Origin of the sequence: Ferruginibacter sp. SUN002 (assembly GCF_050611725.1) — a bacterium.
GTDB lineage: Bacteria > Bacteroidota > Bacteroidia > Chitinophagales > Chitinophagaceae > Ferruginibacter.
Map to the genome: position 1 here is coordinate 670,670 of NZ_JBODJB010000001.1, position 21,199 is coordinate 691,868.

The window sequence follows — 21,199 nt, forward strand, 5'->3', positions numbered from 1 at the left end:
CACCGTGATGTACGGTGGCTTTTTGTCGATTTGTTTTTATTATTACTTTCCTATAAAAACTTGTTTACTATTCCATTTCAAACCATCAAATATTTGTAAAACATAAACCCCCGATGGAATATTATTTACATTAATTGTAATTGGCCTTGTATCTGCTGAAATTTTTTGTGACCGATATACTCTTCCCAAATTATCAATAACTTTTATCGCTTTTACATCTTGGATATTGACACCAATATTAATTGCAGTATTTGATAATTTACCCTTTAAAAAGATTTTATCATTATTAATTACAGCAACCGGTCTTTGTCCCGGAGGATTACCTCCTGTACAACTTCTTTTAAGTGTCGGCCCTGTAACAGTCATTGTTCCGCAAGGAGTAATTGCTTCTACTTTAAAAGTATGATTTGTAGTGCCACAACTTGGTAAAGTTAAAGGGTAACCAATGGTATCGGTAGTAGTTAGTTTAAGCACATTATTAATGTACCATTTATAACTGGTAGCAGCGGGTACTTTTTTAACTTTAGCTCTAAAAGTTAAATTATTAGTTGAACTACCGGGAGAATTTGGATCAAATACTATTGATTCTATAGGGAAATAGAATGCACCTGTTCCTACTATAATATTTTTTGTAATTGGAGTCGGCACTTGCCCACATGAATTTGCAATAGTAGCAGATAACGTTACTATTCCATTGATAATTTTTGTAAGTGTAACAGAGTTGCCTGATGGACTTAGGCTTACAATTCCTGATGGATTTACACTCCATGTTATAGTAGTACCAACTGGAGCATTGATTGTAAATGTTTCTGATGGTGTACAGAAAGAAGGTACACCACTAATACTTAAATTACTTTCTATTGCTTTTGAAACAGCTTTGCATGCATTTAGTCGTCCATATCCAAAGTCATTATCAAAACCAGATGCCCCCATATCAGTTGCTGTATTTCTTAAAATATTTGCCACTTCATTTTCATTTAAAGCTGAGTTAGCAGAAAGAATTAGCGCTGCTACACCTGCTACCTGTGGACAAGCAGCAGATGTTCCTCCAAATGTGTTTGTATAGTTCCCAGACGTATATCCATTGTTTCCCATTCTATCAGTAGCTGCAACATCTCCCCAATTATTTACATCTCCAGTAGGAGTTACTAAATCTAAAGATGCGCCTCCGCAACTATAATTCCACAATGTTCCAGATTTATCGACTCCACCAACACTAATAACACCATTTACATTTCCAGGAAATCTAGCTGTTCTATCATAGGCATTACCAGAAGCAAATACAACAATACTACCTTTTCCACCTCTTCCATTAATTCTTGCATTTTGTATTGCGTTAGCTATTACATCAAAATATGCAGAGGGATCTCCAAATCCCCAAGAGTTACTTAATACATCAGCTTGACCCTGATTCCAAGCCCAATTAATTGCAGCCGCAAGGTCATTTTGCGTTTCACCGCCGTAGAAAATGTTTACAGGAACAATTTTAACCAATGGGGCTATTCCTGAAATACCAATATTATTATCTTTTGTTGCAGCGACAATACCTGCACAAGCTTGACCATGAGCACTTCCTCCTCCAACCGGTTTACCATTGCCATTAGGATCCCTTGGTGTATATCCAGCCAATACTCTTCCTGTCATATCTTCGTGTTCTTCAACTCCTTGATCTATCACTGCTACTTTAATATTACTGTTCCCTTGTGTCATAGCCCATGCTCCTTCAACATTTATATCCATTCCTGCAACACCCCCATTTTGACCAGTATTTTTTAAGTAATATTGACTAGTAAACAATGGATCGTTTGTGTATTTTTCTATTGGAGTCCAAAAATTAGGATGGCACCAATAGGAATTTCCAGATTCATAAAATTGATTCGCCAAATCAAAAATCTGTTCGTTATTTATACCTGTAGCGATTTTATAAAAAGTATCAATAATATTATTGGGGGCTGCAATAGTTGTAGCAAATGATGGAGTAATGCCGTTTTTTGATTTATACAAAATTTCATTTGTTGGGATTATTGGCATTAAACTACCCATATACATGGCATACCACACAAATCTTGTTTGAGAATTGTTCTTCAAAGCATCTATAGCAGCAGCTCCTAAAGATGTATTCTTTAGCTGAAGCTTTATAACACCAAAATCTGTTTGGATTTGATAATTATTAAAATAGCTCCCATAAACAGGTTGCACCACGTTTGTAAAATATGAATTTATTTCTGTGTTAGGAACAACTAAAATATAATTTCTGTCTTCATTTAAATATATTTTCTTGTTATCGGAATAGTAAAAATTTTGTGCATAAGAAGTATACGCAAATAGCAAAAAAATAAACACATAAACAGTTTTTTTCATATTATTAATTTTTAAGAATTACTGTGGCTTTATATCATAAATAGATTTTTGAATAAGTGGGAGTATAAGCCCATTACATACCATTTCCTCTCCGGCAGAAATATTTTTTCTTATTTTAAACAAAACTTTAGTGTTTGGTAATTTATATGCAGGGGGCAGTGATGCAGTTATTAGTGAATCTTTAATGCCATTTGCATTTTGATATTTTACTATATACGGAAACCCTTTTGGAGTAGTACATTCATTAATTCCTCGTACAACCTCTCCTTGATATTCAATATCTTCTTTTCTACAGCCAATTATACATAGAACTGTAACAATAAATACCGCTAAGTACTTTTTCATTTTAATAGTTTTAAATATTTGTGATAAGGTTAAGTGTTATATGTAAATAACACCATTGTATATAGTTAAGATGCAAATATTTGAAAAAGGTTGCAAACAAATAAAAATAATTTTTAAACAAAAAAAGCCACCGCTCTACGCAGTGGCTTCTCAAATCAACCAACACAAAAAATTCTTATAAATGATACTTGCCTTCTGCAATTAACTTATCTGCAATTCTTCTTCTTGCGTCTTTCGCATTGTATGGTGCCGCTTTTGTAAAACGTTTCAATCCTAATAGCATCATTCGTTGTTCATCCCCGCTTGCAAAAGCATTAATGGCTTCTTTCCCTGCTTTGTTGACGTTGTCCAATGCATCATTCAAATAGCAATGCAACATATCATTCTGTATTGTTACCGCAGCTTCACCTTGTTTGTCAGTTAATTTCATCACTCTTAACAAAGTACTTTCTGCAACAAATGTTTCATTCGCCATATCTGCAATGTTCATTAGTATTTCCTGTTCGTCAGAAAGCTTCATCATTAGTTTTTGAACTGCCGCGCCGGCAACCATTAAAATTGCTTTTTTCATATTAGCAATAGTTTTCTTTTCAGCAGCAAAAGGCGTTTCATCATCATTGCCAAATTCAGGAATACTCATTAGTTCTTTTGATACAGCCATTGCCGGTCCCATCAGATCAAGCTTTCCTTTCATGGCTCTTTTCAATATCATGTCAACTGTCAACAAACGGTTGATCTCATTCGTTCCTTCAAAAATTCTGTTGATGCGACTATCCCTGTATGCTCTCGTGATCATATACTCATCACTGAAACCATTACCGCCATGTACTTGTACGCCTTCATCCACTACATAATCCAATGTTTCGCTACCCACTACTTTCAAGATAGCACATTCAACGGCGTATTCCTCCGCTGCCCCTAACAATGCTTCGTTAAAAGGTTTGCCTGCATTCTGCAATTCAATTTCTTTATCATCGATCCATTTGCTGGTACGATACAAAGCAGATTCAGAAGTAAAAATTTTTATCGCCGCTTCCGCTAGTTTATATTTTATAGCCCCGAAGTTTGCAATCGCTGTTTTAAATTGTTCTCTTGTTTTTGCGTACTCGATGGTATCTGTCAATGCCATTTTTGAAGCTCCTGTTGTAGCAGCACATAATTTCAACCTACCAATATTTAAAATATTAAAAGCGATGATATGTCCTTTACCAATTTCTCCCAATAAATTTTCTACCGGAACTTTACAATCCTGAAAATACAATTGCACTGTCGATGAACCTTTGATTCCCATTTTATGTTCTTCCGGACCTTGTGTAAATCCTTCCATACCACGTTCAACAATGAAACAGCTGAATTTATCACCATCGATCTTTGCAAAAACTGTATAGATATCTGCAAAACCACCATTGGTGATCCAACATTTTTGTCCGTTCAGAATATAATGTTTCCCATCTGCCGATAATACCGCAGAGGTTTTTGCACTCAATGCATCGCTGCCACTATTCGGCTCCGTTAGTCCATAAGATCCTTTCCATTCTCCGGTAGCCAATTTTGGAATATATTTTTTCTTTTGTTCTTCAGTACCAAAATATAATATGGGCAAAGTGCCGATACCGGTGTGTGCAGCAATCGCAACACTAAAAGAAAAACCGCCACCCAATCCTTCATTCACTAAGGTTGCTGTGATAAAATCTTTTCCCAGTCCGCCAAACTCTTCGGGAACGGCCGTTCCGAGCAATCCCTGTTCACCCGCTTTGTCCATCAATGCAGGCATCAGCCCTGGTTCCAGTTTATCTATTCTATCTACTATTGGTAAAACCTCACTCTGCAAAAACTGTATGCACATTTCTTTTACCATTACCTGTTCCTCGTTAAAATCTTCGGGAGTAAAAGTATCGTAAGCATTGCTTTCTTTGATTAACCATTCGCCACCTTTAAGTGGTATAGTGGTTGATGATGTTGTATTCATATGGAATCGTTTTTTTTGTGTTAAGAATAGACCATAGTCCATGGACTATGGTCTATGGTCTATTAGCTATTTCAAATTATCGTATACTTTTTGAAGCACTTCTTTTGCAATCTCTATCTGTCCATGTGTAACACCTTCCAATGCTTCATTCAAGGTTTGTGTAGCAACATCTATTGTTTGCTCCTGTAAAACCTCTGCTTCTTTTGTTAAATAGATCAGGTTAATTCTTCTGTCATCTTTTGAAGCAACCCTTTTTACCAGTTTCAATTTTTCCAGGTTATCTACCAACCTTGTAATACTTGGTTTATCCCTGAAAGTTGCGTCGCATAATTGCTGCTGGCTCATTCCATCTTCCTTCCATAAATGGTACAACACACTCCACTGCTCAATGGTGATGTCAATATTCGCTTGTTTAAAATTTTTCTGCAGTCTTCTAGCAATCGCAGTACTGGCTTTACCTGTTATAAAGCTGTACAGTTCTCCTTTCTTAAATTGGTTGTTTGGCATATAGTTGTTTAGGCAACTATATAAAGTTACAAATAAGTTTGAACTCCCAAAATTTATTTTTTGCTTCCGGCTATAGTTTTTCATGGCGACATTGTTGCGTCGCACACTTGTACCGCATACCTTTGGGCAACAATGACTTGGATCATTATTATTATCGTTGTACATCTGCTGATCATTTACGGAGCCCTTCTTGTTTACTACAGACAAGGGTGGTTAGGTATTCCTGTGGTCAGTGGTCTGTCGTCTGTGGCTCAAACCAAAATTACTGTGATCATTCCGGCAAGGAATGAAGAGGCTAATATCAAAGTTTGTCTTGACTCAATCACAGCTCAATCTTACCCTAAAGAATTATTTGAAATAATTGTGGTGGATGATTTTTCAGCAGATAATACCGCAGCGATCGTATCACAATATCCAAACGTACAATTGATCTCATTGAAAGACTTTGTTGCTGATAAAATAAATTCTTATAAAAAGAAAGCAATTGAAATAGCCATTCAACATAGCAAAGGAGAATTAATTGTAACAACCGATGCAGATTGCGTTGTTCCAAAAAATTGGTTACAAACCATTGCTTCATTTTATGAAAAAGAAAAACCGGCTTTTATTGCAATGCCGGTTTTAATAAGTAGTGGAGGTAAATTCATAGAAATTTTTCAGGCATTGGATTTTATGACATTGCAAGGAATTACCGGAGCATCGGTGAATAAAAAATTTCACAGCATGTGTAATGGTGCAAATCTTGCATATACCAAACAAGTATTTTACGAAGTAGACGGATTTAAAGGCATTGATAATATTGCCAGCGGCGATGATATGTTATTGATGCATAAAATATTTGAACGTTATCCTGATAAAATAAAATTTTTAAAATCGCAGGATGTAATCGTAAAAACAAATCCCGTACAATCTGTTAAAGAATTTTTTAACCAACGGATTCGCTGGGCCAGCAAAGCAGATAAATACAATGACAAGAGAATATTACCAGTATTGATATTGGTATATTTTTTAAATGTGATGATGTTGATACTGCCGTTTATACTTTTATTTGATGATCCATCTTTCTTAATGATTGAAGTATGTATTTTGCTATTCGTTCTTAAAATATTGATAGAAGTATTTTTCCTCTATCCTGTTGCAACATTTTTTTGTAGTAAAAAATTATTGCGTAGGTTTCCCATTGCACAACCTTTTCATATAGCATATACTGTCATTGCAGGGTGGCTGGGCAAATTCGGATCTTACAAATGGAAAGATAGACAAGTAAAATAAAGTGAAGTTTTTTATCTTACACTATGCAACAGCAAACCTATTTAAATCAGATCTGGCAACGACTAAAAAAAAACATGTCGGCTATGTTCGGATTGATCATTCTTGCTATTGCATTTTTGGTTGCGGTATTTGGTTATTTGATTGCCCCGGATAGCAGTCCTAATGCAGATTTACAGACGGTTGAGATTCAGGCAAAGAAACCCGGTTACTCTCAACTCTTTTTGAAAACACCGGATCAAAAAGAAATTCCGATAAAAGATTATCAGATAAAAAACGATTCTTTAATTGTAAATAAGTTCATTGATGATGATACATCTGTAGTTCAATATTATTCAATCAATCAAGTTACCAATAATCATCCGGAAAAAATAAAAGAACATGTCTTTACAAAAAAATATTGGTTAGGTACCGATAAATTCGGCAGAGATATTTTAAGCAGATTAATTATCGGCACAAGGGTTAGTCTGGCCGTGGGCTTAATTGCTGTTGTTATATCGCTTACTATCGGTATTATTTTAGGAACATTTGCCGGATACTACCGTAAATGGGTAGATGCAGTTATTATGTGGTTGATCAATGTTGTGTGGAGTATTCCTACATTATTACTGGTATTTGCCATTACACTGGCATTGGGTAAAGGTTTCTGGCAAATATTTATTGCAGTAGGGTTAACCATGTGGGTAAATGTAGCCCGTTTGGTACGTGGGCAAATAATGGCCATTAAAGAATTAGAATATGTACAAGCCGCTAAGGCATTGGGTTTCACAGATCTTAGAATCATTGTAAAACATTTGCTGCCAAATATTATCGGGCCAATATTAGTGATAGCTGCAAGCAATTTTGCAACTGCTATCATTATCGAAGCCGGATTAAGTTTTTTAGGAATCGGCGTTCAACCACCACAACCTAGCTGGGGACTAATGATAAAAGAGAATTATAATTTCATCATCACACATAATCCTATGCTTGCACTGATACCTGGACTTGCGATCATCCTTTTAGTACTAGCTATTAATTTATTGGGAAATGGGTTGAGGGATGCAACGGATGTAAGGAGTACGACGACGATTTAATTTAACTGAAAATTATATGAGCTACAAGCCACAAAGGACAAGTCAATTAATTTCTTGGAACCTACAATTTGTCGTTATAGAAATGAAGCCGTTAACCACGTGCTTGTCCCTTGCGTCTTGTAGCTTGTGGCTCTATGCCTTATAACATCAACTCTCTTCTTCCTTCGCTACCTGCACATTTCTGTTAAATCCTTCCTCTAAAGAAATCAACGTTTCTGTTCTTTCAATGCCTTTTATTTTTTGTAGCTCATCGTGTAGTACATGTCTTAATTGTGAAATGTCTTTACAAACAATTTCAATGAACATACTGTAATTACCGGTTGTATAATTCAACCTTACTATTTCGGGTATCTTTTTTAATTCTTCTGCAACATTATCGTACAAACTACTTTTTTCAAGATAGACCCCTACAAAAGCTGTAATATCATATCCAATTTTTTTTACATCTACATCTAATTTTGTACCTTTAACGATACCATATTCCTGTAGTTTTTTAATACGCACATGAATGGTACCTCCGCTGACAAATAGTTTCTTACCAAGGTCAGCATAAGAGATCTCTGCAGTTTCCATCATCTCCTGAATGATCTGCAGATCTAGTTTGTCAAGATTTAATTTTGACGCCATAAAAATAATTTATATTCGTAAATTTTAAACAATATACTATTTTTTTTGAATAATATCTATATTTTTAAAATATTTTATGAAATATTACTAATATATTGGCATTTTGTTTAGATTTGCATAATCAATCCTGAAAGCAATCAGGGAAAGATCTTAAAAATTGTGGGGTGATGAAATTTTTGGCAGACATGCCCTCTTGTCTCGGGGGTGAGGATAACAGGATAAATATAGCATAGAGCCGGGAGCAATCCCGACCAGGGTCGACCACTGAACTTTGTGCTACAACTAACTGCCTCGTGGAGGTTCGATCCCTCCCCCTACAGCTTTAGCCTTCGTTGAAAAACGGAGGCTTTTTTATTTTGAGATATTCATTATCGGCAGCGACCCTCTTGTCTCGGGGGTGAAGATCACAGGATAAATATAGCATAGAGCCGGGAGCAATCCCGACCAGGGTCGACCACTGAACTTTGTGCTACAACTAACTGCTTTTCGTGTCCCGATAATTATCGGGACCCCTACAGCTTTAGCCTTCGTTGAAAAACGGAGGCTTTTTTATTTTGAGATATTCATTATCGGCAGCGACCCTCTTGTCTCGGGGGTGAAGATCACAGGATAAATATAGCATAGAGCCGGGAGCAATCCCGACCAGGGTCGACCACTGAACTTTGTGCTACAACTAACTGCTTTTCGTGTCCCGATAATTATCGGGACCCCTACAGCTTTAGCCTTCGTTGAAAAACGGAGGCTTTTTTATTTGGGGATATTCATTATCGGCAGTGCCCCTCTTGTCTCGGGGGTGAGGATCACAGGATAAATATAGCATAGAGCCGGGAGCAATCCCGACCAGGGTCGACCACTGAACTTTGTGCTACAACTAACTGCTTTTCGTGTCCCGATAATTATCGGGACCCCTACAGCTTTAGCCTTCGTTGAAAAACGGAGGCTTTTTTATTTTATAATATCTTTGCCGCCCAATGGGTCAAAAAAAACTTTTTCGTTTCGCAGCAATTAAAAATTTCTCTAATGTGCATGAGTATCCTGAAGGTATGCAAGGGAAATGGAATGCATTTTTTAAAAATGATCATCCGCTTGTTTTAGAACTGGCTTGTGGCAGAGGTGAGTATACCGTCGGGTTATCAAAATTAGATCCCGAGAAAAATTTTATTGGTGTAGATATTAAAGGAAACCGGATATACATTGGTGCTAAAAAATGTTTGGATGAAAAAATAAATAACGCAGCTTTTCTGCGTACACAAATTGAAATGCTGCCTGATTATTTTTCTTCAAATGAAGTAAATGAAATATGGATCACATTTCCTGATCCGCAGCTAAGAACTTCTCGAGCAAAAAAACGATTGACACATCCAAGATTTTTGCGTCTTTATCAACAAGTACTTTCTAAAGAAGGGTGTATTCATTTAAAAACCGATTCCCCCGATCTGTATAAGTTTACCAAAACTGTGATCGATCTTTATAAATTGAATTTGATTGAAGATTGCGATGATGTACGTTCAAAAAGCGATCGGGAAGACCTGAAAATAAAAACACATTATGAAAGCCTGGATATAGCCCAAAGTAACCGAATCTTCTATTTAAAATTTCAATTGCCGGAACATATAGCCGATATGGATGAACAACTACAATCTATGATCAAAGAGACTGAGTTTTCTGAAGAAGAAAGATTTTCTGCCGAAGACAACCTTATAGTGTTTACAGAAGATTATCTTTTAGCCCGTGGATACTGTTGTGGTAATGGCTGTAGAAACTGTCCTTACGATTATAAAAATGTTCCCGAGCCAAAACGAACTAAGTTGTTATCTTTAAGGTAGCATGAAAAAAGAAATTTCAAAACCGGTTAAAGAATACTCCTTTTTTGAAGATGTGTATGATGTGGTAAGACAAATTCCTAAAGGAAGGGCTACATCATACGGTGCTATTGCAACTTATCTCGGTACCAAATTATCTGCTCGTATGGTTGGATGGGCTATGAATGCAGCCGGCTCTGCAAAACCTAAAGTACCTGCACATAGGGTTGTAAATAGAAACGGTATGCTTACGGGTAAACATCATTTTGCAACGCCAACATTGATGGAAGAACTATTAAAGAAAGAAAAGATCGTTGTTAAAGATGAGAAGATCGTCGACTTTGAAAAAATATTTTGGGACCCGTCAAAAGAATTGAATCTTTAATTATGGATAAAAATAAGCTACAAGGAAAAATAACATTTATCCATCACGATAAAGATTATGCTACGATAGAATATACCGTAAATGATAAAATAAAATCAATTAACGGAAACATCAGTGAGCAAACTCAACAAAAATTAAAAGCCGGTGGGATTATAAAAAAGATCCATCACTTTCTTATTGGCGATGAAGTGAGTTTTATTATTGTGCCTACACCGAGAGGTGATAAAATGATGGCAGACAATATTCAATTTCTTTTCAATAATGCTTTAGATGCTTTATTAAACAAAGCAGTTATTGAAAACCGGTTTGTTGGTTACCTTAAAAAAGTCGATGATAATTATTTTGTAAAAGAAACCGGTAGTTATATTCCTTTCCCATTACTATTGTCTCCATGGGAAATTCCTCCTAACGATGCTGCGTTAAACGAACCTGTATTTTTTAAATTAGACAATCCCGATAAAGGAGCTAAAGCAACTGCTTCGCTTTTCAAAAGCACTTATATTCCTGAATATATGAGAGCGTTGAAACTTTTTAAGAACAAAGAAGCAATAAAGGCTACTGTTTATAAAGTAACCCATCATGGCGTTTTCATTAATCTTGTCGGTGAGAAAATTCAGGCAAAAATTCCCGTAACGGCAAAAGAGGGAAATGTAAAAGTCGGAGATATAATTAATGTGATCATTACTTATCTCGGGCATTCAAAAATTGTAGTGGAAAAAGTGTAGCCTATAAATAATAAGGGCTTATCATCAAATAAATAATCACCCCGGTTACCGCAACATAAAACCAGATAGGCCATGTAATTCTGGTTAGTTTTTTATGTTTGTCATATTCTCCTATTAGTGCTCTGTAGGCAGTAAATAAAATAAACGGAAGAATAATGGCCGCCAAAGGAATATGTGTAGCAAGTAAAATATAGTAAATTATTTTAGTGACTCCTTCGCCGCCAAATTTTGTTTCACCTGCCAGTAAATGATGCCCGATATATGAAACCAAAAAGAGTACAGACAAAACGATTGCCGTAAGCATGATCCTTTTATGCAATAAAAAATTCTTTTGCTTCACCGCAATAATTCCTGCGATCAATAAGAATGTAACAATGGAATTAATAATGGCGTTAGCTTGTGCAAATACATGTGGGTTGAATCCAAGATCTATATCTAATTTAATTCTTGATAACGCTGCAACCACTAGAAACACCACCACAGAAACTATCCAAATAATAGTTTTTGCTTTCTTATCATTTTTTACCATCGATTGCTCCAACATAGTTTAGGCTTTACGTCTTATAGACTCTTTTATAACAATTTTGCTGCCTGAAAGTTCCTGTTATACTAACTTCTTCCGAACAGTTCTTTTAAAAAATCACTAAAACTTCTTTTCTTATTTTTTTCCAGCATCAGCAAGGGAATGTCTCTTACCAGTTTTGCCTGTTCTACCGAATCAAATCCGTTATACCACCCCCTTACAACCCTGTTTCTATCTAAGAGAAAAAATTTCTCCGTATGAATAAAGGCTGTATCTATTTCAGTATCAGCAACACTTGCCTTTAATTCGTTAAAAGCAAAATCATATATCTCTTTTTTATTGCCCGTAACAAACCACCAGCTGTCGTGGTTAGACGTATATTTATTAGCAAATTTCCGAAGTTGAGGCACCGAATCGTGTTCAGGATCAACACTTACCGAGATAAACTGTACAATACTGTCTTTGCCATTCCCAAATGAATTTTGTAACCGTTGCATACTTCTTGCTAAACCCGGACAAATAGATGGGCACCTGCTGAAGAAAAAATCGATCACCAATATTTTTCCCTTTAAGGAATCGAGATCAACTCTTTCTCCAAGCTGATTGGTGAAGACCATGTTTTTTACAGTATGCCAAATTGTATCCGTAGCAATTTTACCATTGTCGTTGGTGGTTGCTACACTATCATAAAAATATCTTCGGGGCATGTGCACAGCAGCTTCGCTGTAATACTTTACAAGATAATATCCTGTAAACGGTAATACCATTGCCAATAAAACTCCTAAAATTGCTCTTTTGTTCATACTATAACTTTCGGTAGAAGCATAAGATTTTTCCGTTGCATCTATCCATAAAAAAACCACTGCAAAGTTGCAGTGGTTTTTCCATAATAATTATTTTAATCCGACATATTTTTAATGATGTTCGGCAGCTTCTTTTGCCGGAACTGCATGTTGCTCTGTTTTAACCTCAATTCTGTTATATCTGTTACGCAAAGTTTTCCAACTATTACCATCCCATAAAAATGCTGCAATGAACCAGATGAATAATGTTAATGGAACAATGATGGTCATAATGAAATTTCTGATCTCATCTCCCAAGTGCATAAACACAGAAACGATATAATAAGCTTTTGCTAATGTAAGAACGCCGATCACAATCTTTGTTCCCAACACCATAGCAGGAGATATTTTACCATGTTGCAGGTATAAAAAATACCCCAAGCCTAACTCAATAATGGTTAGAGCAGATAACACCCAAAATGTTTTCCAGATATGCTTGGTATTACTTGCATGCTCAGGATGAATTGTTATCTCATTAGATAAATCGTGTGGTGAAGAAGACATAATTATTTTTTTATACTTTACTTATTTAAACAATTTTTTTATACCAGATAAAAGCACAAGAATACAAACACCCATACCAGATCTACAAAGTGCCAGTAAAGACCTGCTTTTTCTATCATTTCATAGTGACCACGTTGATCAAAATGCCCCATTTTAGTTTTGATATACATTACTAAATTAATGATAACACCGCTGAATACGTGAAATCCGTGGAAACCTGTAATACCAAAGAAGTAACCGCCAAAAGCGATTGGGCCCGGCGTGGTAACGTGTTGGCCTGCAGCAACACCTAACTTCGCTAACTCTTCGTGTGACGCGGCAACTCCCCATGGATTATGTGTAACCGTAGTTCCCCAATGTTCAATTTGCCCGTTAACCAAAACAGCATGGTCTCCTGTGATCATATGCGTCCATTCCCAAGCCTGACAACCCAAGAAAGCCAATCCTCCTAAGATGGTCCACAACATATATTTTTCAACTCCTTTCTTATTCATTTTGTGCCCTTCATGTACTGCCAATACCATTGTTACAGAACTGGCTATCAAAATAAAGGTCATCAAACTTACAAATGCCAGCGGCAGGTTTGCATGACCTGCTAAAGGAAATGCATTAAATACCTGATTAGGATCTGCCCAATGGTTTACACTAAATCTGATAGTACCATAGCTAATAAGAAATGCACCAAATGTAAATGCATCACTCATTAAAAAATACCACATCATTACCTTACCATAGCTGACATTGAAGGGGCTTTTACCACCGCTCCACCATTTTGTTCCTTGTTGTGCTACTGCTGACATATTAAGTTCTAAGTTTTAAGTTCTAAGTTCTAAGTTTATTAAATAGTAAGAGTCTACTTACTACTTAACACTTATTCCTTACTACTACTTTATCATTATTAAAAAGATCAATAAATAAATCCATAAGAAATCTACAAAATGCCAGTAAGTGCTCATCACTTCTACCGGTACACTATCGTAGTTTCTTTGTTTGCGGCTGAATGCTTTTAAGAATAAAACCAATAAAGCAATTGCCCCGCCAACTACGTGCAAACCATGCAACCCTATAATTACATACAAAAAGGAAAACGATACATTTTTTGTAAGCGTAAACCCATTTTCCCATAATTGATTGAATCCAATTATTTGCAACAATATAAAAAGAACTCCCAAAACCAAAGTACTAACGATCAACGATCTGTACTTTATCATTTCTCTCAACTTAAAAGCTTTTAAGGCCATCCAAAGTGTAACACTGCTTGCAATGATTACTGCTGTTGAATACCAAAAAATTACAGGCAATTCAAAAGTTGTCCAATTAGCCTGACTTTTTTTTACGATGTAAGCACTGGTTAAACCAGCAAACATCATAACTATACTTGCAATGCCTACCCACATGGTAAACTTATGCGGATGTATTTTTTTTCTTTGTTCCATTGCCACCACAGTATTCATTCAAATGTTTTTTATTAAACCAACTTCATATTTTCATGGCATCATCGTTGTGTCACTCACTTGTACATTTCCAGCGTTATTCAACTTCTAGTTTAACGTTTTAAACCGTAAAACCTCAAACGATCATGCTCTTCCTACAAAAAGTGCCAACAATACGATCATCAAATAAAAATAAGAACTGAACATTACTTTCTTTGCGCTGCCAACATCCATCTTCTTAAACAATTGCACACTCACATAAACCATCCATAAGTTACAAAGTAACAATACAACCATGCTTATAATACCTCTTGTTCCAAGATTGGTTATGCCTACAAAGTATGGCAACAAACCAACCGGTATCATCAACGCACTGTAAATGATCGTTTGCAATGCAGTGAATTTTGTTGGTCCTTCATCACTCGGTAACAGTTTGAATCCAGCTTTGGTATAATCCTGATGCGCCAACCAGGCAATTGCCCAAAAATGTGGAAACTGCCATAAGAACTGAATTGCAAACAACACCCAACCACCAATATCATATGTTCCTGTTGCAGCTACCCAACCTATTAAGCAGGGTAATGCTCCCGGAATAGCACCAACCAAAACCGAAACCGAGTTCACTTTTTTTAACGGCGTATAAATAAAGCCATATAAAAATAAACTGAATAGCCCCAGTAAAGCACTTGCTACATTAAACCAATACCATAAGATAAATACACCAATGGCACCTGCAATGATCGCAAACGCTGTTGCTTCGGCGGCACTCATTCTACCACTTGCAACCGGACGATTGGCAGTGCGTTTCATCAATGCATCGGACTTTTTTTCCAACACCTGATTGATCGCATTTGCTGAACCGGTGATCAACATTCCACCCACAAAAAGTAAAAGAACTGATATTATTTTATTGCGACTATAATGATCTTCATTCGGCGCAATTAAAAAACTTACTACGGTGCTAAACACAACCATAAAACTCAAAGTGAATTTGATCAATAGAAAATAATCTTTCACTTTACTTGCCAATCCAAACGAAGCCGAATTGGTTATGGTTGTTTTATCATCCTGCATTTTATTTGACAATGTGCAAATATGCAAATGTGCAAATGTGCAAATATTTAAATCGTACGTTTATTTTTCTACTCCAATCAGCAATTTGCACATTTGCACATTTGCTAATCGGCACATTAACTAATGATGACTTTCATTCTCACCGATCGGCTCTGTTTGCGGAATAAATTCTCTTCCGTCTTTTCCGTAATCATATGCTCCACGGTGTACTTCAGGAATTTCTCCAACCCAGTTACCATGACCGGGACGAATTGGCGTGGTCCATTCCAAAGTATTTGCGCCCCATGGGTTTTGATCTTTAACTTTTCTTCCTTTAAAAATGCTGTAGAAGAAATTGAATACAAATAATAATTGAGTAGCAAATACAATTCCGGCTACAAAGCTGATAAATTCATTTAAGCCACCAAACATTTTAAATGATTCCCAAATGCTGTAATCATAATAACGGCGAGGCATACCAGCTAAGCCTTCGTAGTGCATTGGCCAGAAGATCAGGTAAGCGCCGATGATGGTTACCCAAAAGTGAATGTATCCTAAAGTATTGTTCAGGTATCTGCCATACATTTTAGGGAACCAGTGATACACCCCGGCAAACATTCCGAAGAATGAAGCCACACCCATTACAATATGGAAGTGAGCAATTACAAAATACGTGTCGTGTAAGTGAATATCCAATGCAGAGTTACCAAGGAAAATACCTGTTAAACCACCACTGATGAATAAACTTACAAATCCGATAGCGAACAACATAGCGGGTGTAAATCTGATATTTGCACGCCACAATGTAGTTAGCCAGTTAAATACTTTAATGGCCGAAGGAACAGCGATCAACAAAGTAAGTAATACGAAGAACGCTCCGAGGAACGGATTCAATCCGGTTACAAACATATGGTGAGCCCAAACAAGGAATGCAAGAATTGCAATGGCGAACATTGAACCAACCATGGCCATATAACCAAAGATCGGCTTACGGCTGTTCACCGAAAGTATCTCAGAACTCATACCCATTGCAGGCAATAAGATGATATATACCTCAGGGTGACCAAGGAACCAGAATAAGTGCTGGAATAGAATTGCGCTACCACCTTCGTTTGGTAATATTTTTCCGTTGATCACAATATCACTCAGGTAGAAACTTGTACCAAGGTTTCTATCAAACAATAATAAGATAGCTCCTGATAATAATACAGGGAAAGAAAGTACGCCTAAAACAGCAGTGAAGAATAATGCCCAAACAGTCAATGGCATTCTTGTCATGCTCATTCCTTTTGTACGCATGTTCAGGATAGTAGTAATATAGTTAAGACCACCTAATAGTGAACTTACAATAAACATTGCCATACTCACCAACCAAAGATCCATACCAATTTTAGATCCGCTTGACGCATCTCCCAATGCACTTAACGGAGGATAGATCGTCCAACCACCACTTGCAGGACCAGTTTGTACAAACAGAGAAGACATCATAATGATTGAAGCCAAGAAGAAGAACCAATAGCTCAACATATTCAATAATGGAGATGCCATATCTCTTGCGCCAACCTGTAATGGAATTAAGAAGTTAGCGAAAGTTCCGCTCAAGCCTGCAGTTAATACAAAGAATACAAGGATGGTACCATGCATGGTAACCAACGCATAATAAAATTCAGGGTCGATCTTACCACCTTTTGCCCAATGACCAAGAATATCTTCCAACCATGGGAAAGTAGTTTCAGGATACCCTAATTGTAAACGGAACAATACCGAGAACAAACCACCAATGATTGCCCAGATCATCCCTGTAATAAGGAACTGCTTAGCGATCATTTTGTGATCCTGACTAAATACATATTTAGTGATAAAGGTTTCGTGGTGATGATGCTCGTGATGTGCATCGTGTGCTCCATGAACATCTGCTCCGTGTAATGCTGCTGTGTGACTCATTTTTCTAAAAAATTATTTTCTATAACCTAAATAATATTAATGCTTTGCAGGTAACGCTGCTGCAACTTTTACTGTATCCGGTGCTGCTGCGGCTTTTATATTTTCCGGATTTTTGTCGGGAAATACAGTGTAGTACTCCGGCTTTTGTGTAGCCAACCATTTTTTGTAATCAGCTTCATCTTCTACAACGATCATTCCTCTCATTGAATAGTGACCTTTACCGCACATCTGATCGCAACTGATCTCATATACAAAGTTTGGATTTCCTGAACGCACTTTCATTTCTTCTGTTGTATATAAAGGTGTAAACCATAAAGTTGTTGGTATACCGGGAACCGCATCCATTTTTAATCTGAAATGAGATAAACCCACATCATGAATTACATCCTGAGCATTGATAACAAATTTTACAGGTTTTCCTTTTGGAAGGTGCATTGTTCCGGCAACATGGATATCATCCAAACTTGCTTTATCATCGAAGTCGATACCAAGGCTGTTTGCACCTTTTGTTTTTTTGAAATCTTTTTTTCCAAGAATACCATCAGCTCCCGGATAACGGAATTCCCAACCAAACTGATGACCTGTTACTTCAACTACAGTAAGCTCTTCACCTTTTTTAAGTTGTGGTTCGCCGGTCATTTTAAACCAATATTTCAAACCAAATACAACTAATACTGTAAGGAAGATAGCCGGAACTGTTGTCCATAATAATTCCAGTTTATTGTTGTGTGGAAAATAAAATGCTTTTCTATCGTCGCTCTCCTGATATTTAAAAGAGAACCAGAATAATAATACCTGAGTAATTACAAATACAACACCGGTAACTCCTAACGTGATGTATAACATTAAATCAATTTTCTGTCCGTGCTCTGAAGCAGCGCCCTGAGGGAATAATGTTTTGTTGTAGAACATATCATTACACCACCAACAGCCGATCAAACCAAGGACCAAAAATGAAATCAATAAGAAGGCATTGATCTTATTATTTTGTTTACGGGATTTATCTTCTCCTTTTAAAACACTTACGTATTCGCTAGCCTTCGCAATCTGAAAAATGATCACGAATATCATTACTACTATCGCTACCAACAAAATCGATTTCATATTATTTATTATTTACCCCCAACCCCTGAAGGGGCTTTTGGCACCCTAAACAGGCAAGGAATTTTAAGTTTAATATCCTTTTATTATTTACAATATTTCAATTACGCTTTCCCCAGTTTCCCCTTTTGGGGACGGGAGGGGCATTCTTCTTATGTATGATGTATCATACTTTCTTTTAAGAACGGATGGTTCTTCGCTGTTAGCGGATGCTTGGTCAAATAAGCTCCAACTCTCCACATGATAATTCCGATAAACAATGCTGCTACACCAATATCAAACAAACTGAAATGAGCATCTCCTTTTAATGTGCCTGGCATTACCATTTGCCAAAAATCTATCCAGTGACCGAAAATGATCAATACAGCCATTACTGTTAGTAAGGTCCAGTTTCTTTTTGCACCACGTTTCATCAATATCAATAACGGTGCAATAAAGTTTAATATTAAGTTCAGGAAGAATATTCCACGGAATGGACCTTGTACTCTTATTTTAAAGTAACCTGTTTCTTCAGGAATATTTGCATACCATATCAACATATATTGAGAGAACCATAGGTAAGTCCAGAATACAGAGAATGCAAACATGAATTTACCAACGTCGTGTAAATGCTCTTCAGTTACATATTCTAATTGTCCTTTGTTTTTTAAGAACACAACAAATATTGCTATTAAAGACATTCCCGATACAAATGAACTTGCAAAAGTGTACCAACTGTACATGGTACTGTACCAGTGAGCATCGATACTCATCAACCAAAGCCAAGGAATAGTTGATCCTACTGTTAAACCAAAGAATACGATGAATAGTGATGAGTATAAAAAGTTTTTATCGATCCATTTTTTACCGGTCTCATAATCCATTGGACCATTTTTATCGCTGTTTAAACTTAATTGACGCATTTTGTTACCAAGGAACCACCAAAGGAAAATTGTAATACCACTCCAGATACTGAAAAATTTAGGGCTTAAGAAACTGCTTTTACCTTTTAAGATGGGATCATGTTCAACAGCAGCTTTATCAACCCAGTGATAAATATCATGATGGCCTCCAAAAACAATTGCCATCAATATTGCAAAAGTGATGATACCTAAAACAGGTACAACGCTAGAAATAGCTTCGGGCACCCTGCGTAAAGCTACCTGCCAGCCACCCATTGCCAAAGTAGTTACACCAATAAAGAACATGCTTGCATTTACCACCAATAACCAAAACACACTGTTTTGTAAAAGCACCGACCAAAAACGAGTGCTTTCAAGGTGCTCTCCATTATGTCCAACTTCCCATGGGTGAAATTTGAATACTCCATATAATACTGCAATTACCCCCGCGGCAATAAGTCCTATTGTCCACTTTTTATAGCTGCCCGGTAATTCGAAATTGTTCGTTGTGGTCGTCATCTAAATATTATTTTGAATGAATGCTCTTAAATTTTATCCTTTTTTCGTTTTCACTGTATCTGCAACTGCTTTTGTTGCTGTTCCTGCCGGTGCTGCTGCTGCTTTTGGCTGAAGGGTTCTTATATATTGAACCAGCTGCCAACGTTGCTTCCTGTCTAATTGAGATGCATAGCTTCCCATGTTATTTAATCCGTAATAAATTGAATGATACATTGTACCATCTGCCATTTGAATGTATTTATCGATGGTAAGATTTGCTACGGCTCCGATTTTACCTGAAGTAGATAGAGGGCCACTTGCTTTTGCATCCACACCATGACAAATTGCACAGTTAATATTGAATAATCTTGCTGCTTCTACACTATCTGCTCCAACTAAAGGAGTAGTAAGCGGATTTTTTATAGATGCACTCATTGCATAACCAACAGAATCATTCGGAAGTGTATAAGCTGCTAATTCACCAACCGCAATGGTTCCGTTTACCGGCATACGGTTATAAAATATTTTATGTCCTGCTTGTGTAGGATCATTAGTGAATTTCAATGAGTCAAGCAAAGCATAACTTTCTACCGCACGACTGTAAGCCATATCGGGCATATAAATTTTCCCCGGCTGGCGTTTACTATCGCAACTCATTTGTGTTGCAACAATTACGCTGAATAATGCGGCAGTTAAATATGTGATTCGTTTCATTATTAAATATCAATTATCAATTATCAATTTTATTAGTACCCTTTCTCGTCGTCTCTGTATAATTTTTGCTCTCTATCGTATCTGCCGATCCACCAGCCCGTTTCTGCATGTTGAACATTGATCTCTTTTGCACCTGCATTTTGTAAAAACGCTTGTACTTCTGCATCATTTGTTTTATCGGTACATTCAATAGCCATTACAAAAAGATCGTCGGTAGCTCTTGGGTGAAATACATGTTTTTTTACAAACGGCGATAATTGGCACAGGTAGCAAAAAGTGAGCACCATACCTACTGCAGCAAATAATACTGTTAACTCAAATGTAATAGGTATCCATGCCGGTAAAGCAAAGTGTGGTTTACCGCCAATATTCAAAGGCCAGTCTTTTGTCAATATCCAACTAATGCAACTCAATGCAGTTGTTGTACCTGTGATTGCATAAACAAAACCTGCAGTATGCAAACTTGTTTCTCTTAATCCCATTGCATGGTCTAACCCGTGAACAGGAAATGGTGTGTACACATCATGAATTTTGTATCCGGCCTTGCGTACATTTTTCACCGCAGGGAACAATACTTGTTCATCATCGAAACAACCAACCACAAATTTTTTAATTCCTCCAGCCATTTTTAATTATTAAT

The 21,199-nt window shown here is 36.7% G+C and carries 21 protein-coding genes; 5 read left to right on the top strand and 16 right to left on the bottom strand.

From position 1 onward, the window contains the following. Positions 1-42: 42 nt before the first annotated feature. From ACQ33O_RS02930 to ACQ33O_RS02945, 4 genes are all read right to left on the bottom strand, one after another. Positions 43-2,361: a S8 family peptidase gene (locus ACQ33O_RS02930; protein WP_430994059.1), complete on the bottom strand. Its 2,319-nt coding sequence runs from the start codon at positions 2,359-2,361 to the stop codon at positions 43-45. A gap of 18 nt (positions 2,362-2,379) precedes the next feature. Next, positions 2,380-2,706: a hypothetical protein gene (locus tag ACQ33O_RS02935; protein WP_430994060.1), complete on the bottom strand. Its 327-nt coding sequence runs from the start codon at positions 2,704-2,706 to the stop codon at positions 2,380-2,382. 175 nt (positions 2,707-2,881) lie between these two features. Continuing rightward, a complete protein-coding gene (locus ACQ33O_RS02940) occupies positions 2,882-4,675 on the bottom strand; it encodes an acyl-CoA dehydrogenase family protein (protein ID WP_430994061.1) in 1,794 nt (597 codons plus the stop codon). A 66-nt stretch (positions 4,676-4,741) separates the two neighbouring features. Next, positions 4,742-5,182, bottom strand: a complete 441-nt coding sequence (locus ACQ33O_RS02945) for a MarR family winged helix-turn-helix transcriptional regulator (protein WP_430994062.1) — start codon at positions 5,180-5,182, stop codon at positions 4,742-4,744. A gap of 60 nt (positions 5,183-5,242) precedes the next feature. Here ACQ33O_RS02945 and ACQ33O_RS02950 point away from each other — a divergent pair, with 60 nt between their 5' ends. Next, positions 5,243-6,454: a glycosyltransferase gene (locus ACQ33O_RS02950; protein WP_430994063.1), complete on the top strand. Its 1,212-nt coding sequence runs from the start codon at positions 5,243-5,245 to the stop codon at positions 6,452-6,454. Between the two features lie 23 nt (positions 6,455-6,477). Beyond that, on the top strand, positions 6,478-7,527 hold the full coding sequence (locus ACQ33O_RS02955) for an ABC transporter permease subunit (RefSeq protein ID WP_430994064.1): 1,050 nt from the start codon (positions 6,478-6,480) through the stop codon (positions 7,525-7,527). 147 nt (positions 7,528-7,674) lie between these two features. Here ACQ33O_RS02955 and ACQ33O_RS02960 read toward each other — a convergent pair whose 3' ends face one another. Then, entirely contained in the window at positions 7,675-8,154 is a 480-nt protein-coding gene (locus ACQ33O_RS02960) for an Lrp/AsnC ligand binding domain-containing protein (protein WP_430994065.1), read from the bottom strand. A 971-nt stretch (positions 8,155-9,125) separates the two neighbouring features. Here ACQ33O_RS02960 and trmB point away from each other — a divergent pair. Genes trmB through ACQ33O_RS02975 form a run of 3 tightly spaced genes read left to right on the top strand, consistent with a single transcriptional unit; the run spans position 9,126 to position 11,066 of the window. Further along, on the top strand, positions 9,126-9,980 hold the full coding sequence (gene trmB, locus ACQ33O_RS02965) for a tRNA (guanosine(46)-N7)-methyltransferase TrmB (RefSeq protein WP_430994066.1): 855 nt from the start codon (positions 9,126-9,128) through the stop codon (positions 9,978-9,980). Position 9,981: 1 nt separating this feature from the next. After that, positions 9,982-10,341, top strand: coding sequence for an MGMT family protein (locus ACQ33O_RS02970; protein ID WP_430994067.1), 360 nt, complete (start codon positions 9,982-9,984; stop codon positions 10,339-10,341). A 2-nt stretch (positions 10,342-10,343) separates the two neighbouring features. Further along, positions 10,344-11,066 (top strand): hypothetical protein, encoded by a 723-nt coding sequence (locus ACQ33O_RS02975; RefSeq protein ID WP_430994068.1) that lies wholly within the window; start codon positions 10,344-10,346, stop codon positions 11,064-11,066. Position 11,067: 1 nt separating this feature from the next. Here the strand turns inward: ACQ33O_RS02975 and ACQ33O_RS02980 are convergent, their stop codons facing one another. The 11 genes from ACQ33O_RS02980 to ACQ33O_RS03030 form a co-directional block, all read right to left on the bottom strand. Beyond that, positions 11,068-11,610: a DUF420 domain-containing protein gene (locus tag ACQ33O_RS02980; RefSeq protein ID WP_430994069.1), complete on the bottom strand. Its 543-nt coding sequence runs from the start codon at positions 11,608-11,610 to the stop codon at positions 11,068-11,070. Between the two features lie 65 nt (positions 11,611-11,675). Further along, positions 11,676-12,392: an SCO family protein gene (locus ACQ33O_RS02985; protein WP_430994070.1), complete on the bottom strand. Its 717-nt coding sequence runs from the start codon at positions 12,390-12,392 to the stop codon at positions 11,676-11,678. 111 nt (positions 12,393-12,503) lie between these two features. Beyond that, complete coding sequence (locus ACQ33O_RS02990; protein WP_430994071.1) at positions 12,504-12,935, bottom strand: cytochrome C oxidase subunit IV family protein; 432 nt, start codon at positions 12,933-12,935, stop codon at positions 12,504-12,506. Between the two features lie 38 nt (positions 12,936-12,973). Then, positions 12,974-13,735 (bottom strand): cytochrome c oxidase subunit 3, encoded by a 762-nt coding sequence (locus ACQ33O_RS02995; RefSeq protein WP_430994072.1) that lies wholly within the window; start codon positions 13,733-13,735, stop codon positions 12,974-12,976. Positions 13,736-13,819: 84 nt separating this feature from the next. Further along, a complete protein-coding gene (locus ACQ33O_RS03000; RefSeq protein ID WP_430994073.1) occupies positions 13,820-14,371 on the bottom strand; it encodes a cytochrome c oxidase subunit 3 in 552 nt (183 codons plus the stop codon). Between the two features lie 141 nt (positions 14,372-14,512). Then, positions 14,513-15,454, bottom strand: a complete 942-nt coding sequence (gene cyoE / locus ACQ33O_RS03005; protein WP_430994074.1) for a heme o synthase — start codon at positions 15,452-15,454, stop codon at positions 14,513-14,515. 108 nt (positions 15,455-15,562) lie between these two features. After that, on the bottom strand, positions 15,563-17,365 hold the full coding sequence (locus tag ACQ33O_RS03010; RefSeq protein WP_430994075.1) for a cytochrome c oxidase subunit I: 1,803 nt from the start codon (positions 17,363-17,365) through the stop codon (positions 15,563-15,565). Positions 17,366-17,401: 36 nt separating this feature from the next. Further along, positions 17,402-18,469, bottom strand: coding sequence for a cytochrome c oxidase subunit II (locus ACQ33O_RS03015; protein ID WP_430994076.1), 1,068 nt, complete (start codon positions 18,467-18,469; stop codon positions 17,402-17,404). Positions 18,470-18,618: 149 nt separating this feature from the next. Continuing rightward, the gene (locus tag ACQ33O_RS03020) at positions 18,619-19,866 is read right to left on the bottom strand and encodes a quinol:cytochrome C oxidoreductase (RefSeq protein WP_430994077.1); all 1,248 of its coding nucleotides are present in this window, start codon (positions 19,864-19,866) and stop codon (positions 18,619-18,621) included. A 33-nt stretch (positions 19,867-19,899) separates the two neighbouring features. Beyond that, the gene (locus ACQ33O_RS03025; protein WP_430994078.1) at positions 19,900-20,559 is read right to left on the bottom strand and encodes a c-type cytochrome; all 660 of its coding nucleotides are present in this window, start codon (positions 20,557-20,559) and stop codon (positions 19,900-19,902) included. A 32-nt stretch (positions 20,560-20,591) separates the two neighbouring features. Further along, positions 20,592-21,185, bottom strand: coding sequence for a DUF3341 domain-containing protein (locus ACQ33O_RS03030; RefSeq protein WP_430994079.1), 594 nt, complete (start codon positions 21,183-21,185; stop codon positions 20,592-20,594). Positions 21,186-21,199 lie beyond the last annotated feature (14 nt).